The following is a 16,885-nucleotide window of genomic DNA, read 5'->3' on the forward strand; positions in this document are numbered from 1 at the left end:
GCCTTCCTAGAGCGCCATCGCGGGCCGTTCGGCCATGGCGGCGCGCCAGCGCTGCAGGTGGGGATGCTGCTCGCCCGGCTTCACCTTCACCGCGCGGGCGAAGTCCACGGCCACCACGGCGGTGATGTCCGCCACGCTGAAGCGGTCCGCGGCGATGAAGGCGTGGCCGGCCAGGTGCGCGTCGAGCATGGTGAAGAAGTCCTGCGTCCGCACGCGCCCGCGCTCGGCGAGTTCGGGGATCTGCGCGTAGTCGCGCGGGCCGGGCAGCGCGCGGTTCGCCATCGCGGGCGAGCCGTTGCGCAGGCCTTCGGCGATCGCCATGAAGCCTTCGAATTCGATGCGCCAGTTCCAGCTGGCGATCTCGGCCTTTTCCAGCGGCGTGCTCCCGAGCAGCGGCGGATCGGGCTTCAGGGCTTCCAGGTAGGCGGTGATCGCCGCGTTGTCGGTCAGCACGCGGCCTTCCTCGGTCTGCAGCGCAGGCACCGTGCACTGCGGGTTGATGCGGCGGAAGGCCTCGCCGAGCTGCTCGCCGCTGCGCAGGTCCACCTGCACGGTCTGGTGGGCGATGCCTTTTTCCGCCAGCAGGATGCGCGCGCGGCGCGGGCTGGGCGCGGTGGCGCAGTCGTAGAGGGTGATCATGGTGCCAGCTTGTCCTGGGTCCTGGTCTGGAAGTCGCTCGCGTCGTGGCGCTCGCGCAGCTGGCTGGCGGGCTCGCCCGAGACGCGGTTGACCATCCGCCCGCGTTTGGCCGCGGGCCGCTGCGCGATCTCGTTGGTCCAGCGCAGCACGTGGGTGTACTCCTGCACCTGCAGGAACTCGCCCGCCCCATAGAGCTGTCCCTTGGCCAGCGCGCCGTACCAGGGCCAGATCGCCATGTCGGCGATGGTGTACTCGTCGCCGGCCACGTAGCGCGTCTCGGCCAGGCGCCGGTCGAGGACGTCGAGCTGGCGCTTGACCTCCATCGCATAGCGGTCGATCGCGTATTCGATCTTGGTCGGCGCATAGGCGTAGAAGTGGCCGAAGCCGCCGCCCAGGAAGGGCGCGCTGCCCATCTGCCAGAACAGCCAGGACAGGCACTCGGCGCGCGCGGCGCTGGCTTCGGGCAGGAAGGCGTGGAACTTCTCGGCCAGGTACATGAGGATGGCGCCCGATTCGAACACCCGCACCGGCTGCGCGGTGCTGCGATCCACCAGCGCGGGGATCTTGGAGTTCGGGTTCACGGCCACGAAGCCGCTGCCGAACTGCGCGCCTTCGGAGATAGGGATCAGCCAGGCGTCGTATTCCGCGCCGGCGTGGCCGAGTTCCAGCAGCTCCTCCAGCATCACCGTCACCTTCACGCCGTTCGGCGTTCCCAGCGAGTACAGCTGCAGCGGGTGGCGGCCCACCGGCAGCTCCTTGTCGTGCGTGGGTCCGGCCACGGGGCGGTTGATGTTCGCGAACTTCCCGCCGTTGTCCTTGTTCCAGGTCCAGACGGCGGGCGGGGTGTAGACGGGGAGTCGCTCATGCGAGAAACCTTTCCTGGGGAGCGGGGGCCAGTATAGGGAGGGGGCAGGCCGCGCGGGCCCACCTGTCAAAATCGGGGCTGAGCCATGAAACAACCCCCTGCTGCCTGGCGCATGTCCGTCGCACCGATGATGGACTGGACCGACCGGCACTGCCGCTTCTTCCACCGGCTGCTCTCGCGCCGCACCCGCCTGTACACCGAGATGGTGACCACCGGCGCGCTGCTGCATGGCGACGTGCCGCGCCACCTGGACTTCGACGCGAGCGAGCACCCGGTGGCCCTGCAGCTGGGCGGCAGTGAGCCGGCCGACCTGGCCAGGTGCGCGAAGCTCGGCGTGGAGTGGGGCTATGACGAGATCAACCTCAACTGCGGCTGCCCCAGCGAGCGGGTGCAGCGCGGCGCCTTCGGCGCCTGCCTGATGGCCGAGCCTGCGCTGGTGGCCGACTGTGTCAAGGCCATGGTCGACGCGGTGGATGTGCCCGTGACGGTGAAGCACCGCATCGGCATCGACAAGGTGGAGAGCTACGCGTTCGTGCGCGACTTCGTCGGGACCGTGGCGCAGGCGGGCTGCGGCGTCTTCATGGTGCACGCGCGCAATGCCTGGCTCAAGGGCCTCTCGCCCAAGGAGAACCGCGAGGTGCCGCCGCTGCGCTACGAGATGGTCCACCGCCTCAAGCGCGAGTTTCCGGACCTGGTGATCGGCATCAACGGCGGCATCACCGACGACCCCACCGTGCACGGGCAGCTCGAGGAACTGGATGGCGTGATGATCGGCCGTGAGGCCTACCACCACCCTTGGTGGCTGGCACGCTGGGACGAGCTGTTCTACGGCGAGCCCGCGTCGGGCCTCGGTCGCGAGCAGGTCGAGGAAGCGATGGTCGCGTACATGGAGCGCGAGCACGCGCAGCGCGGCACCCCTGGCATTCCATCGCCCGCCACATGATGGGCCTGTACAACGGGCTGCCCGGCGCGCGGCGCTGGCGGCAGGTGTGGAGCGACCACCGGCTGAAGGGGGAATCTCCGCGGGAGGTGATGCGGCTGGCGCATGAACATTCCTTCGTTGCGCAAGCGGGGCAGGATTCCGTCATCCCCGCGCAGGCGGGGAGCCAAGGCTTCCCCACTTCCTGAACGCGTTGGGTCCCCGCCTGCGCGGGGATGACGATGAGCACTTGGTCGGTCCCCTGAAATGCTTTAAACTTAAATTATCTAGGCGCGGAGCAACCATGAACATCGTCTGCATCGGCGGCGGCCCGGCGGGCCTGTACTTCGCGCTGCTCATGAAGAAGCAGGATCCCTCGCACCGGATCCGCGTCGTCGAGCGCAACCGGCCCTACGACACCTTCGGTTGGGGCGTTGTCTTCTCCGACCAGACGCTGGGCAACCTGCAGGCCGCCGATCCCGAGACCGCCGCCGAGATCCTGGGCGCCTTCAACCACTGGGACGACATCGAGGTCAACATCCGCGGCCACAGGATCGTGTCCGGCGGCCATGGCTTCTGTGGCATCGGCCGCAAGCGCCTGCTGAACATCCTGCAGCGGCGCTGCGACCAACTGGGCGTGGAGCTGCTGTTCGACCGCGACGTGCAGGGCGACCAGGAGTACCCGGACGCCGACCTCATCATCGCCAGCGATGGCCTGAACAGCCGCATCCGCACCAAGTATTCGGAAACCTTCCGGCCCGACATCGACGTCCGCAGGAACCGCTTCGTCTGGCTGGGAACGACCAAGAAGTTCGACGCCTTCACCTTCGCCTTCGAGGAAACGCCGCACGGCTGGTTCCAGGTGCACGCCTACCAGTTCGACGCCGACACGGCGACCTTCATCGTCGAGACGCCGGAGGAGGTCTGGCAGAAGGCCGGGCTGGACCGGATGGAGAAGGAAGAGGGCATCGCCTTCTGCGAGCGCCTGTTCGCGAAGTACCTGGACGGTCACGCTCTGATGTCGAATGCCGCCCACCTGCGCGGATCGGCGCAGTGGATCAAGTTCCCGCGCGTGGTCTGCCGCAGCTGGGTGCACCACAACGGCCGCGCGCCGGTGGTGCTGATGGGGGACGCCGCACACACCGCGCACTTCTCGGTAGGCTCGGGCACCAAGCTGGCGCTGGAAGACGCGATCGAGCTGGCCCGTTGCATCGCCCGCGCGCCCGGCGACCTGCCGCAGGCGCTGCGCCAGTACGAGGCGGTGCGCAGCGTGGAAGTGCTCAAGATCCAGAACGCCGCGCGCAACTCCACCGAGTGGTTCGAGAACGTCGCGCGCTACGTGAACCTGCCGCCGGAGCAGTTCGCCTATTCGCTGCTCACCCGCAGCCAGCGCATCAGCCACGAGAACCTGCGCCTGCGCGACCGGAACTACGTGGAGCAGTACGAGGACTGGATCGCCGAGCGCTCCGGCACCCAGCGCAGCCCGCAGCAGCAGCCCATCCCGCCGATGTTCACGCCCTTCACGCTGCGTGGCGTGACGCTGAAGAACCGCGTGGTGGTCTCGCCCATGGCGCAGTACTCCTGCGTGGACGGGCTGCCGGCCGACTACCACCTGGTGCACCTGGGCGCCCGTGCCATGGGCGGCGCAGGCATGGTGGTGGCGGAGATGACCTGCCCGACCCCGGATGCCCGCATCACCCCGGCTGCCCGGGCCTGTGGAACGAGCAGCAGCGTGACGGCTGGAAGCGCATCGTCGATTTCGTGCATGCGAACTCCGACGCGAAGATCGCGCTGCAGCTCGGGCACGCGGGACCCAAGGGTTCCACCCGCGTGCCCTGGGAGGGCGAGGACCTGCCGCTGGAAAGCGGCAACTGGCCGCTGCTGTCCGCCTCGCCGCAGCAGTACATCGACGGCGTGAGCGACTGGTCGCGCGCCATGACGCGGGCCGACATGGACCGCGTGCGGGACGACTTCGTGCGCAGCACGCGCTTCGCCGCCGAGGCCGGTTTCGACTGGTTGGAGCTGCACTGCGCCCACGGCTACCTGCTGTCCAGCTTCATCTCGCCCCTGACCAACCAGCGCACCGACGATTACGGCGGCTCGCTCGCCAAGCGCCTGCGCTATCCGCTCGAAGTGTTCGGTGCGATGCGCGCCGCGTGGCCACAGGACAAGCCGATGTCGGTGCGGATCTCCGCGCACGACTGGGTCGAAGGCGGCATCACGCCCGACGACGCGGTGGAGATCGCGCGCCTGTTCAAGGCCGCCGGCGCCGACCTGGTGGACTGTTCCTCGGGCCAGGTGAGCAAGAAGCAGCAGCCGGTGTACGGCCGCATGTACCAGACGCCCTTCGCCGACCGCATCCGCAACGAAGCGGGCATCGCCACGATGGCGGTGGGCGCGATCTCCGAAGCCGACCACGTCAACAGCATCATCGCGGCCGGCCGCGCCGACCTGTGCGCGATCGCGCGGCCGCACCTGGCCAACCCCGCCTGGTCATTGAACGAAGCGGCGAAGATCGGCTACCGCGACCTGCCGTGGCCCAAGCAGTACCTGTCCGGCAAGACCCAGCTCGAACGCAACCTGGAGCGCGAGCGCGCCCAGACCCAGGAGACCCCGAATGAACGCTTCAACTGAGCGCGTCGATCCCGCGCTGGCCGCGGGCAACCGCAGGCAGCTCGCCGGCTACCGCGCCACCCACTTCCTCTGGGACGTGAAGGAAGGCGTGGCGACCGTCACGCTGAACCGGCCCGAGCGCAAGAACCCGCTGACCTTCGACTCCTATGCGGAGCTGCGCGACCTGTTCGGCCAGCTGAAGTACGCGACCGACGTGCACGCGGTGGTGGTCGCCGGCGCCGGCGACAACTTCTGTTCCGGCGGCGACGTGCACGAGATCATCGGCCCGCTGGTGAAGCTCAAGGCGCCGGAGCTGCTGATGTTCACGCGCATGACCGGCGACCTGGTCAAGGCCATGCGCGCCTGCCCGCAGCCCATCGTCGCGGCCGTGGACGGGGTCTGCGCCGGTGCCGGTGCGATCGTCGCGATGGCCTCGGACCTGCGCATCGGCACCGCGCGCAGCAAGACCGCCTTCCTCTTCAACCGCGTCGGCCTCGCCGGCTGCGACATGGGCGCCTGCGCCATGCTGCCGCGGATCGTCGGCCAGGGCCGCGCCAGCGAGCTGCTGTACACGGGCCGCTCGCTCGGCGGCGAGGAGGGCGAGCGCTGGGGCTTCTTCAACCGCCTCGTCGCCCCCGAGGCACTGGTGCAGGAAGCCCAGGCGCTCGCGCGCCAGCTGGCCGAGGGCCCGACCTTTGCCAACGGCATCACCAAGACCATGCTGCACCAGGAGTGGGCGATGACCATCGAGCAGGCCATCGAGGCGGAGGCGCAGGCGCAGGCGCTGTGCATGCTCACGCAGGACTTCACCCGGGCCTACGAGGCCTTCGTGGCCAAGCAGAAACCGCGCTTCGAGGGCAACTGACGATGCGCGAACTCGCCCACCTGGACTGGCCCTTCCTCGAGGAGCGGCACGGCATCCTCGCCGCCGAACTGGATCGCTGGGCGCGCCAGCACGTCGCCCACATCCACGGTCCCGATGTCGACGCCGCCTGCCGCACGCTGGTGCGCGAGCTGGGCGCCGCCGGCTGGCTGCGCCACGCCGTGGGCGGCGCCTACGGCGAGCAGGACGTGATCGACACGCGCGCCATCTGCCTGGCGCGCGAGACCCTGGCGTACCACAACGGCCTGGCCGACTTCGCCTTCGCCATGCAGGGCCTGGGCTCCGGCGCGATCAGCCTGCAGGGGACCGACGCGCAGAAGGAACGCTACCTGCCGCGCGTGGCCAAGGGCGAGGCGATCGCCGCCTTCGCGCTCTCGGAGCCGGACGCCGGCTCGGACGTCGCCAACCTGCGCTGCGCCGCGCACGTGGAGGACGGCCACGCGGTCCTGAACGGCGAGAAGACCTGGATCTCCAACGGCGGCATCGCCGATTTCTACGTGGTGTTCTGCCGCACCGGCGAGGCGCCGGGGCCGCGCGGCATCTCCGCCTTCATCGTCGATGCCGACACGCCCAGCTTCGAAGTGGCCGAGCGCATCGACGTCATCGCGCCGCATCCGCTGGCGCGGCTGCGCTTTCGCAGCTGCCGCATCCCGCTGTCGCAGCGCATCGGCGCGCCGGGCGAGGGCTTCAAGGTCGCTATGCGCACGCTCGACGTGTTCCGCACCTCGGTGGCGGCGGCCGCGCTGGGCTTCGCGCGCCGCGCGCTCGACGAAGCGCTGCACCGGGCCACCAGCCGCAAGATGTTCAACCAGACCCTGGCCGACTTCCAGCTGACCCAGGCCAAGCTGGCGCAGATGGCGACCACCGTGGACAGCGCCGCGTTGCTCGTCTACCGCGCTGCCTGGCTGCGGGACCAGGGGCAGGTCGTCACCAAGGAGGCGGCGATGGCCAAGATGGCCGCCACCGAGGGCGCGCAGCAGGTGATCGACGCGGCCGTGCAGATGTTCGGCGGCCTCGGCGTCATGAGCGGACAGATGGTGGAACAGCTGTACCGCGAGATCCGCAGCCTGCGCATCTACGAGGGCGCGACCGAAGTCCAGCAGCTGATCATCGCGCGCGAGCTGCTCAAGGAGGTGAAGGCATGAAACCGCAAGCCGTGCTGCCGCAAGGCTGGCCCCGCCCCAAGGGCTACGCCAACGGCGTCGTGGCCCAGGGCCGCATGCTGTTCATCGCCGGGATGATCGGCTGGGACGCCGACGGCGTCTTCCACAGCGACGAGTTCGGCGCCCAGGCCAGGCAGGCCCTGCGCAACGTCGCCGACCTGCTGCAGGCCGCGGGCGGCAGCAGCGCGCATATCGTGCGCATGACCTGGTACGTGACCGACAAGCGCGAATACCTGGCCGCGGCCCGCGACGTGGGGCAGGCCTTCCGCGAGATCATCGGCAACTACGACATCGCGATGACCGCGGTGGAAGTGAAGGCGCTGATCGAGGACCGGGCGAAGGTGGAGATCGAGGCGACGGCGGTGCTGCCCTAGCACCGTCAGCCCAGCGACCGCGCCTTCTCCAGCAGGAAGTCGATGCAGGTGCGCACCGCGCGGATCTGGTGCCGGTCCGGCATGTACAGCAGGTACATGCTGGTGCCGAAGATGCTCAGGCGGTAGTCGTCCAGCGTGGTCACGGCCTCGCCCGTCGCGATCGCGTCCTTCACCACGTAGTCCGGCACGATGCCCACGCCCAGCCCGGCGAGGATCGCCTTGCGCAGGAAGGGAAAGTGCTCGGAGATGAGCGTGGGCTCCAGGATCACGTCCTCGCGTTCGCCCCCTGGTAGGCGCGCACGCGCAGCTGGCGTCCGTGGACCCCGGCGGTGATCACGGGCGCCGTCGCCAGCTGCTGCAGCTGCGTAGGCAGGCCGTGCGCTTGCGCATACGCGCGCGAGGCGCAGGCGAGGTAGCGCACGTTGCCCAGGTCGCGCGCCACGAGGGAAGGCGGCGGCTCCGCCATCACGCGCACCGCGATGTCCACCTCGTCGCGCATCACGTCGGCGCGGTTCTCGAACAGCACGTCCAGCACGATGCCCGGGAACAGGCGCTTGAACTCGATGAGCCACTCCGACATCACCAGCTCGCCGAAGCCGCTCGGCACGCTCAGGCCCACGCGTCCCTGCAGGCCCTGCCCGAAGGTGGCGACAGTCTCGCGCGCCGCCTGCATCTCGCTTTGCATGCGCCGCCCGTGCTCGTAGAGGCGCCGGCCCACCTCGGTCGGCTCCACGCGCCTGGTCGTGCGCCGCACCAGCTGCACGCCGGCATCCTTTTCCAGCTGGCTCAGGTGGTAGCTCACGTTGGCGCGCGTCATCTTCAGCTTGCGCGCCGCCTGGCTCAGGTTGCCGGCGTCGATGATTTCGACCAGGAGGATCAGGGCGGAGAGGTCCATATGTCAAATATGCCTTGACGGTCTGTCAATCAATCCCTGAATTGTCAAGGAGATTGATCGGAACAGAATCCAGGCACTCCGCCGGCGCCTTCCAGACTCCCTTCTTCCGAGCCTCCCGCATGAACACCTCCCCCGCGGTCCTGACCGCCCGCCACGGCGACGTCCTGGTCGCCACCGTCCAGAATCCGCCCGTCAACGCCCTGAGCGCCGAAGTGCGCCGAGGCCTGCTGGCCGCCGTGGACCAGGCGGAAAGCGACCCCGACGTGCGTGCCCTGGTCCTGGTGGGCGCCGGCCGCGGCTTCATCGCCGGCGCCGACATCCGCGAGTTCGGCAAGCCGCCGCTGCCGCCCGCGCTGCCGGAGGTCTGCAAGCGCATCGAAGCCTGCGGCAAGCCCGTGGTCGCCGCCCTCCATGGCGCCGCGCTCGGCGGCGGGCTGGAAGTGGCGATGGCGGCGCACTACCGCATCGCGCTGGCGGACGCGAAGCTGGGCCTGCCGGAAGTGCAGCTCGGGCTCATCCCCGGTTCCGGCGGCACGCAACGCGCGCCGCGGCTGATGGGCGTCGAGCCCGCCATCGAGCTGATGCTGGGCGGCCGCCACCTGGGCGCTCGCGAGGCCAAGGAGGCCGGACTCCTGGACGGCATCGCCGAAGGCAACGATGCGCAGGCGGCGGGCCTGGCCTTCGCCGCCGACCTGCTGCGCGCGGGCGTGGGCGTGCGCCGCACGCGCGACCGCGCCATGGCGCAGGACATCGACGCCGCGCGCGCGGCGCTCAGGGAGATCCGCGCCGCGACCGCGAAGAAGACGCGCGGGCTGTTCTCGCCGCTGAAGATCGTGGAAGCGGTCGAGGCCGGGCTGGACCTGCCTTTCGAGGAAGCCCTGCGCAACGAGCGCCAGCTGTTCCTGCAGTGCGTCGACAGCCCGCAGCGCGCCGGCCTCGTCCATGCCTTCTTCGCCGAGCGCGAAGTCGCCAAGGCGCCGGAGACCAAGAGCGCGCAGCCGCGCCCCATCGCATCCGTGGGCGTCGTGGGCGGCGGCACCATGGGCGCGGGCATCGCCGTGGCCGTGCTGGACGCGGGCCTGGCGGTCACCATGGTGGAGCGCGACGAGGCCTCCATCGCGCGCGGCCGCGCCAACGTGGCGAAGGTCTACGACGGCCTGGTGGCCAAGGGCCGGATGACGGCGCAGGCCCGCGAGCAGGTCCTGTCCCGCTTCCACGGCAGCACCTCCTACGCGGACCTGAAGGACACGGACCTCGTCATCGAAGCCGTGTTCGAGGACATGGAAGTGAAGAAGGCGGTCTTCGCCGAACTGGACCGCGTGTGCAAGCCGGGCGCCGTACTCGCCACCAACACGTCCTACCTCGACATCGACGCCATCGCGGCGGGCACCTCGCGGCCGCAGGACGTGGTCGGCCTGCACTTCTTTTCGCCGGCCAACATCATGAAGCTGCTGGAGATCGTGGTGCCCGCCAAGGTCTCCGCCGACGTGGTCGCCACCGCCTTCGCGCTGGCGAAGAAGCTGAAGAAGGTGCCCGTGCGCGCGGGCGTGTGCGACGGCTTCATCGGCAACCGCATCCTGGCGAAGTACCGCCAAGCGGCCGACTACATGGTCGAAGACGGTGCCAGCCCCTACGAGATCGACGAGGCGGTGCGCGGCTTCGGCTACCCCATGGGCCCGTTCCAGGTGTCGGACCTCGCCGGCGGCGACATCGGCTGGGCGACGCGCAAGCGCAAGGCCGCCACGCGCGACCCCCGCGCGCGCTACGTGCAGGTCGCCGACCGCATCTGCGAGCGCGGCTGGTTCGGCCAGAAGACCGGCCGCGGCTGGTACCTGTACCCCGAAGGCGCCCGCACCGGCACGCCCGACCCCGAGGTGTTGGCGATCGTCGACGCAGAACGCGAGCGCGCCGGCGTCAGGCCGCGCAGGTTCGGCGCCGAGGAGATCATGCGCCGCTACCTGGCGGCCATGGTCAACGAGGGCGCGAACGTCGTGCACGAGCGCATCGCCCTGCGCCCGCTCGACGTGGACGTCACCTTCCTGTACGGCTACGGCTTCCCGCGCTTCCGCGGCGGGCCGATGAAGTACGCCGACATGGTGGGGCTGGACCGCATCCTGGCCGACGTGCGCGAATTCGCGCAGGAGGACCCGCTGTTCTGGCAGCCCTCGCCCCTGCTGGTGCAACTGGGCGCCGAGGGCCGCAACTTCGATTCCCTCAACCGCGCCGCAGCGGACTGAAAGATCCCATGGACCTGACATTCACCCCCGAGGAACTGGCCTTCCGTGCCGAGGTGCAGCGCTTCCTGCGCGAGGACGTGCCGCCCCGGCTGACCGGCAAGGTGCGCGAGGGCATGCGCCTGGCCAAGGCCGACCTGGAAGAGTGGCACGCGCTGCTGAACGCGCGCGGCTGGCTGGCCAATCACTGGCCGCGCGAGTACGGCGGCACCGGCTGGAGCGCCATCGAGAAGTTCATCTTCGAGAACGAGTGCGCGCTGGCCTATGCGCCGCGCACGGTGCCCTTCGGCGTGAGCATGCTGGGCCCGGTGCTGATCAGTACGGCAACGAGGCGCAGAAGCGCCACTGGCTGCCGCGGATCCTGGATGGCCGGGACTGGTGGTGCCAGGGCTATTCGGAGCCCGGCGCCGGCTCCGACCTCGCCTCGGTCAAGACCACGGCGGTGCGCCAGGGCGACCATTACGTCGTCAACGGCCAGAAGACCTGGACCACCCTGGGCCAGCACGCCAACATGATCTTCTGCCTGGTGCGCACCGACCGCGAGGCCAAGCCGCAGGAGGGCATCAGCTTCCTGCTGGTGGACATGAACAGTCCCGGCGTCGAGGTGCGGCCCATCATCACGCTGGACGGCGAGCACGAGGTCAACGAGGTGTTCTTCACCGACGTGAAGGTGCCGGTGGAGAACCTCGTGGGCGAGGAGAACCGGGGCTGGACCTGCGCCAAGTACCTGCTGACCTACGAGCGCACCAACATCGCCGGCGTCGGCTTCTCGGTGGCGGCGCTGGAGCGCCTCAAGGGCGTCGCCGCGCGCGTGCGCAGGAACGGCCGGCCGCTGGCCGAGGACCCGCTGTTCGCCGCGCGCATGGCGAAGGTGGAGATCGACCTGGAGAACATGAAGACCACCAACCTGCGCGTGATCGCGGCGGTGGCCGGCGGCGGCGTGCCGGGCGCGGAGAGTTCCATGCTCAAGATCCGCGGCACCGAGATCCGGCAGGAGCTGAACTCCCTGATCCGCCGGGCCATGGGCCCCTATGCGCTGCCCTTCGTGGACGAGGCGCTGGAGGAGGGCTACGCGGGCGAGGGCATCGGCCCGCAGGAAGCGAAGTTCGCGGCCCTGCAGTACTTCAACAACCGCAAGCTGTCGATCTTCGGCGGCTCCAACGAAATCCAGAAGAACATCATCTCCAAGATGATCCTGGGCCTGTGACGAGGCGGACCGGACCATGAATTTCAACCCCACCGATGACCGCCGCATGCTGGCGGACCTGCTGGCCCGCTACGTCGCCGAGCAGTACCCCATCGCCACCCGACATGCCATCGCCGCCGCTTCGCCGGAAGGCTACGACCCGCAGCAGTGGCGCGCGTTCGCCGAGCTGGGCGTGATCGGCGCGCTGTTCACCGAGGAGCAGGGCGGCTTCGGCGGCGCCGGCTTCGACATCGCGACCGTCTTCGAGGCCCTGGGCCGCGGCCTGGTGCTGGAGCCCTTCCTGGCGAGCGCCGTGCTGGCGGGCAGCGCCATCGCCCACGCCGGCGGCGTCGCCTGGCACGACACGCTGGGCGCCATCATCGACGGCAGCCGCGTCGCCACCCTGGCGCACGAGGAGCCGGAGTCCCGCTACGAGCTGCAGCGCGTGGCCACGCGCGCGCGGCGCGAAGGCGAGGGCTACGTGATCGCCGGCCGCAAGGCGGTGGTGCCGCTGGGCGGCGCCGCGCAGCTGCTGGTGGTGTCCGTGCGCACGGCCGGCGAGGTGGCCGACGCCGAGGGGATTTCGCTGTTCGCCATTCCCGCCGATACCGCCGGCGTGCGCGTGCGCCGCTACCCCCAACATCGACGGAACGCATGCCGCCGAGGTCAGCTTCGACGACGTGCGCGTCCCTGCCAGCGCGCTGGTCGGCGCCGAGGGTGAGGCCCTCGCGTCGCTGGAGCATGCCGTCGGCCGCGGCATCGTGGCGCTGTGCGCCGAGGCGCTCGGCGCGATGGAAGCCGCCAAGACCATGACCATCGAATACCTGCAGACGCGCCGCCAGTTCGGCAAGCCGATCGGCAGCTTCCAGGCCCTGCAGCACCGCATGGCCGACGTGTTGCTGGAAATCGAGCAGGCCCGCTCGGCCGTGATCAACGCCGCCGCGGCGCTGGAGTCCGGCGACCGCACCGCCCGCGAGCGCGCGCTGTCGGCCGCGAAGTACAGCATCGGCCGCATCGGCACGCTGGTGGCCGAGGAGACGATCCAGCTGCACGGCGGCATCGGCATGACCTGGGAGCTGCCGCTGCCGCACTACGCCAAGCGCCTGGTCATGATCGACCACCAGCTGGGCGACGAGGACCACCACCTGGCGCGCTTCATCGCGCTGGGCGCGCAGCGCGCCGGGGCCGTGGCATGACGGCGCCGCTGCCGCTGGCCGGCGTGCGCGTGCTGGACCTCTCGCGCGTGCTGGCGGGACCGCTGTGCGCGCAGGTGCTGGGCGACTTCGGCGCGGAGGTGATCAAGGTCGAACACCCCAAGCGCGGCGACGACACGCGCGACTGGGGCCTGCGCGTGGGCAAGACCGAAACCGCCTACTTCAACAGCATGAACCGCAACAAGCGGTCCGTGACGCTGGACCTCGCCACCGCCGAGGGACAGCAGCTCGCGCGCGAGCTGGCGCGCCAGTGCGACGTGGTGGTGCAGAACTTCAAGTACGGCGGCGCCGAGAAGATGGGCCTGGGCTACGAGCAGGTGAAGGCGCTGCGGCCCGACGTCGTCTACTGCTCCGTCTCCGGCTACGACCGGCACGGCCCCGAAGCCTCGCGCCCCGGCTACGACCTGGTGATCCAGGGCGAGGCCGGGCTGATGGCCCTCAACGGCGAGCCGACGCAGCCGCCGCTGAAGTTCGGCGTGGCGGCGGTGGACATGTTCACCGGCATGTACGCCGCCCAGGGAATCCTGGCCGCGCTGTTCGATCGCCAGCGCACGGGCCGCGGCCGGCACGTGGAGATGGCCCTGTTCGACTGCGGGCTGATGGTCAGCGCCTATTACGGACTGGAAGCGCTGCTGATGCAGAAGGACCCGCCGCGCTACGGCAATGCGCACCCCTCGATCGTGCCCTATGGTGTCTTCGATGCGCAGGACGGCCCGCTGATCATCGCGGTGGGCAACAACGCGCAGTTCGAGCGCTTCTGCACCGACGTGATCGAGCGGCCGGACATCGCGGCCGACGAGCGCTACCGGACCAACGTCGTGCGCGGGCAGAACCGCGACACGCTGGTGCCCGAGCTGCTGCGGGAACTGCGCGCGCGCCCGCGCGCCTTGCTGCTGCAAAGGCTGGCCGCCGCGGGCATCCCCTGCGGCGAGGTGCTGGGCCTGCTGGAGGCGCTGACCTCGCAGCGTGCGCAGGACGCCGGGCTGGTCACGCAGCAGCCGCACCCCGTGGCCGGCCAGACGCACGTCATGGCGCCGCCGTACCGCCTCGACGGCGAGCGCCTGCCCGTGCGGCGCGCGCCGCCGGTGCTGGGCGAGGCCACGTCCGAGATCCTGGGCGAACTGGCCGGCGTCGATGCCGGCCGACTCGCCGCCCTGAAACAGCAAGGCGTCGTCTGACGCCCCTCCCCAAGGAAGACCGCATGCGCATTTCCCCTTTCCTCTCGCGTCTCACCCGCCGTGCCCTCGTGCTCGGCGCGCTGCCGCTGCTGGCGGCGCAAGCCTCCGCCCAGGCCTGGCCCGCCAAGGCCATCAAGCTGATCGTGCCTTTCCCGCCGGGTGGCCCGACCGACACCGCGTCGCGCATCGTCGGCGAGCAGCTGGCACTGCGCCTGAAGCAGCCGGTGGTGGTGGAGAACAAGCGGGGCGCCTCCGGCGCGATCGCGGCGGCGCAGGTCGCCAAGACCGCGGGTGACGGCTACACCTTCATGATGCTGGCCACGCCGACGCTGCTGGCGCCGCACATGTACAAGTCGGTGGACTACGACACGGTGAAGGACTTCGTGCCGGTGGCCACCGTGTACGACCTGCCCATCGTGATGGTGGTCAACCCGCAGCTGATGCCGACCGTGACCGACGTGCAGAAGCTGGTCACCCATGCCAAGGCACGGCCCGGCCAGCTGAGCTACACCAGCTCCGGCGTCGGCAGCTTCGGCCACCTGAGCATGGAGCTGCTCAAGCAGCTTGGCAACTTCGACATGCAGCACGTGGCCTACAAGGGCGGCGTGCCGGCGATCACCGACACCATCGGCGGCCAGGTCCCGATGATGTACGCCGACCTCGTCGCCGCGCTGCCGCACATCCAGTCCGGCCGGCTGCGCGCCATCGCCGTCGGCTCGCCCCGGCGCGTGAGCGTGCTGCCCGAGGTGAAGACGGTGGCGGAGCAGGGCTTCAAGGGCTTCGACGCCGTGTCCTGGGGCGGCCTGCTGGCCCCCAGGGGCACGCCGCCGGAGGTGGTCGACCGGATGAACAAGGAACTCGCCGGCATCCTGGCCGACCAGGGCGTGCAGGAGCGCATGCTCAAGGCCGGTGCCATCGCCAACTACCAGCCCGCCGCGCAACTGGCGGCGCGGACCCGGGCCGACTACGACAAGTGGGGCCAGGTGATCCGCGACAAGGGCCTGGCCAATCAGCAGCAGTGAGGACGAGCATGAAGATCATTGTTCCCGTCAAGCGGGTGGTGGACTACAACGTGAAGGTCCGGGTGAAGTCGGACAACACGGGTGTGGACATCGCGAACGTCAAGATGAGCATGAACCCCTTCGACGAGATCGCGGTGGAGGAAGCTGTGCGCCTGAAGGAAAAGGGCGTGGCCACCGAGGTGATCGCGGTGTCCTGCGGGGTGCAGCAGTGCCAGGAGACGCTGCGCACGGCGATGGCGATCGGCGCCGACCGCGCGATCCTGGTGCAGACCGACGAGGAATTGCAGCCGCTGGCCGTGGCCAAGATCCTCAAGGCGCTGATGGACAAGGAGCAGCCGGGCCTGGTGATCCTGGGCAAGCAGGCGATCGACGACGACTGCAACCAGACCGGGCAGATGCTGGCGGCGCTGGCCGACCTGCCGCAGGCCACCTTCGCCTCCAAGGTGGAAGTGGCCGACGGCCGTGCCAAGGTCACGCGCGAGGTGGACGGCGGCCTGGAGACCATTTCGATCTCGCTGCCGGCCGTGATCACCACCGACTTGCGCCTGAACGAGCCGCGCTACGTGACGCTGCCCAACATCATGAAGGCCAAGAAGAAGCAGCTGGACATCGTCAAGCCCGAGGACCTGGGCGTGGACGTGAAGCCCCGGCTGAAGACCCTGAAGGTGACCGAGCCCGCCAAGCGCGGCGCCGGCGTGAAGGTGCCCGACGTGGCCACCCTGGTTCAGAAGCTCAAGACCGAAGCGAAGGTGATTTAAGTGAGCACGCTCGTCATCGCCGAACACGACAACAAGTCCATCAAGCCCTCCACGCTCAACACCGTGACGGCCGCTGCCGCCTGCGGCGGCGACGTGCACGTGCTGGTGGCCGGTGCCAACGCTGCGGAGGCCGCCAAGGCCGCTTCGCAGATCGCGGGCGTGGCCAAGGTGCTCCACGCCGAAGGCGCGCAGTTCGAACACGGCCTGGCCGAGAACATGGCCGCGCAGGTGCTGGCGATCGCCTCGAACTACTCGCACATCCTGTTCCCGGCCACCGCCAGCGGCAAGAACATCGCCCCGCGGGTGGCCGCCAAGCTGGACGTGGCGCAGATCTCCGACATCACCAAGGTCGATGCCGCCGACACCTTCGAGCGCCCGATCTACGCGGGCAACGCGATTGCCATCGTGCAGAGCGCCGACCAGATCAAGGTGATCACGGTGCGCACCACCGCCTTCGATCCGGCCGCGGCCACCGGCGGCAGCGCCGCGGTGGAGAGCGCAAGCCCCGTGGCCGACAGCGGCAAGAGCAGCTTCGTGGGCCAGGAGATCGCGCAGAACGACCGCCCGGAACTGACCGCCGCCAAGATCATCGTGTCGGGCGGCCGTGCCATGGGCTCCAGCGAGAAGTTCCACGAAGTGCTGGAGCCGCTGGCCGACAAGCTGGGGGCCGCCATCGGCGCTTCGCGTGCCGCGGTGGACGCGGGCTACGCACCCAACGACCTGCAGGTCGGCCAGACCGGCAAGATCGTGGCGCCCCAGCTGTACATCGCCTGCGGCATCAGCGGGGCCATCCAGCACCTGGCCGGCATGAAGGACTCCAAGGTGATCGTGGCGATCAACAAGGACCCGGAAGCGCCGATCTTCAGCGTGGCCGACTACGGACTGGAAGCGGACCTGTTCACGGCCGTGCCGGAGCTGATCAAGGCGCTCTGAGCGTAACCC

The 16,885-nt window shown here is 69.7% G+C and carries 9 protein-coding genes and 6 pseudogenes; 12 read left to right on the top strand and 3 right to left on the bottom strand.

The features are described 5' to 3' along the window. Positions 1 to 6 precede the first annotated feature (6 nt). Both HK415_RS05800 and yghU read right to left on the bottom strand, forming a co-directional pair. Positions 7 to 639, bottom strand: a complete 633-nt coding sequence (locus HK415_RS05800; protein ID WP_171557263.1) for a glutathione S-transferase family protein — start codon at positions 637 to 639, stop codon at positions 7 to 9. Further along, positions 636 to 1,487 (bottom strand): annotated as a pseudogene (yghU, locus tag HK415_RS05805) (glutathione-dependent disulfide-bond oxidoreductase); the annotation flags it as partial. The gene HK415_RS05800 and the pseudogene yghU, both read right to left, overlap by 4 nt. A gap of 144 nt (positions 1,488 to 1,631) precedes the next feature. Between yghU and dusA the strand changes: the two are divergent. The 5 genes and pseudogenes from dusA (at position 1,632) to HK415_RS05830 (ending at position 7,456) form a co-directional block, all read left to right on the top strand. Next, positions 1,632 to 2,632: pseudogene (gene dusA / locus HK415_RS05810) on the top strand (tRNA dihydrouridine(20/20a) synthase DusA). 95 nt (positions 2,633 to 2,727) lie between these two features. Beyond that, positions 2,728 to 5,057 (top strand): annotated as a pseudogene (locus tag HK415_RS05815) (bifunctional salicylyl-CoA 5-hydroxylase/oxidoreductase). Next, positions 5,041 to 5,901 carry an enoyl-CoA hydratase family protein gene (locus HK415_RS05820; protein WP_171557268.1) on the top strand — a complete coding sequence of 287 codons (861 nt, stop codon included), beginning with the start codon at positions 5,041 to 5,043 and terminating at the stop codon, positions 5,899 to 5,901. The pseudogene HK415_RS05815 and the gene HK415_RS05820 overlap by 17 nt, the downstream one beginning before the upstream one ends. A 2-nt stretch (positions 5,902 to 5,903) precedes the next feature. After that, positions 5,904 to 7,064 (top strand): acyl-CoA dehydrogenase family protein, encoded by a 1,161-nt coding sequence (locus HK415_RS05825; protein WP_171557270.1) that lies wholly within the window; start codon positions 5,904 to 5,906, stop codon positions 7,062 to 7,064. After that, entirely contained in the window at positions 7,061 to 7,456 is a 396-nt protein-coding gene (locus tag HK415_RS05830) for a RidA family protein (protein ID WP_171557272.1), read from the top strand. Before HK415_RS05825 ends, HK415_RS05830 begins: the two co-directional genes overlap by 4 nt. Before the next feature lie 5 nt (positions 7,457 to 7,461). On the opposite strand, the pseudogene HK415_RS05835 reads toward HK415_RS05830, so the two are convergent. Continuing rightward, positions 7,462 to 8,351 (bottom strand): annotated as a pseudogene (locus tag HK415_RS05835) (LysR family transcriptional regulator). A 119-nt stretch (positions 8,352 to 8,470) separates the two neighbouring features. Between HK415_RS05835 and HK415_RS05840 the strand changes: the two are divergent. From HK415_RS05840 to HK415_RS05870, 7 genes and pseudogenes are all read left to right on the top strand, one after another. Continuing rightward, entirely contained in the window at positions 8,471 to 10,588 is a 2,118-nt protein-coding gene (locus tag HK415_RS05840) for a 3-hydroxyacyl-CoA dehydrogenase NAD-binding domain-containing protein (protein WP_171557275.1), read from the top strand. An 8-nt stretch (positions 10,589 to 10,596) separates the two neighbouring features. Further along, positions 10,597 to 11,792 (top strand): annotated as a pseudogene (locus HK415_RS05845) (acyl-CoA dehydrogenase family protein). 16 nt (positions 11,793 to 11,808) lie between these two features. Continuing rightward, positions 11,809 to 12,967 (top strand): annotated as a pseudogene (locus HK415_RS05850) (acyl-CoA dehydrogenase family protein). Then, a complete protein-coding gene (locus HK415_RS05855) occupies positions 12,964 to 14,163 on the top strand; it encodes a CaiB/BaiF CoA transferase family protein (RefSeq protein WP_171557277.1) in 1,200 nt (399 codons plus the stop codon). The pseudogene HK415_RS05850 and the gene HK415_RS05855 overlap by 4 nt, the downstream one beginning before the upstream one ends. A 23-nt stretch (positions 14,164 to 14,186) precedes the next feature. Next, complete coding sequence (locus tag HK415_RS05860) at positions 14,187 to 15,185, top strand: Bug family tripartite tricarboxylate transporter substrate binding protein (RefSeq protein ID WP_171557279.1); 999 nt, start codon at positions 14,187 to 14,189, stop codon at positions 15,183 to 15,185. Between the two features lie 8 nt (positions 15,186 to 15,193). Beyond that, positions 15,194 to 15,943 carry an electron transfer flavoprotein subunit beta/FixA family protein gene (locus HK415_RS05865; RefSeq protein WP_171557281.1) on the top strand — a complete coding sequence of 250 codons (750 nt, stop codon included), beginning with the start codon at positions 15,194 to 15,196 and terminating at the stop codon, positions 15,941 to 15,943. Further along, entirely contained in the window at positions 15,944 to 16,876 is a 933-nt protein-coding gene (locus HK415_RS05870; RefSeq protein ID WP_171557284.1) for an electron transfer flavoprotein subunit alpha/FixB family protein, read from the top strand. It begins immediately after the preceding gene. Positions 16,877 to 16,885 lie beyond the last annotated feature (9 nt).

It is taken from the genome of Ramlibacter montanisoli, from assembly GCF_013087525.1.
GTDB classification, from domain to species: Bacteria; Pseudomonadota; Gammaproteobacteria; order Burkholderiales; family Burkholderiaceae_C; genus Ramlibacter; species Ramlibacter montanisoli.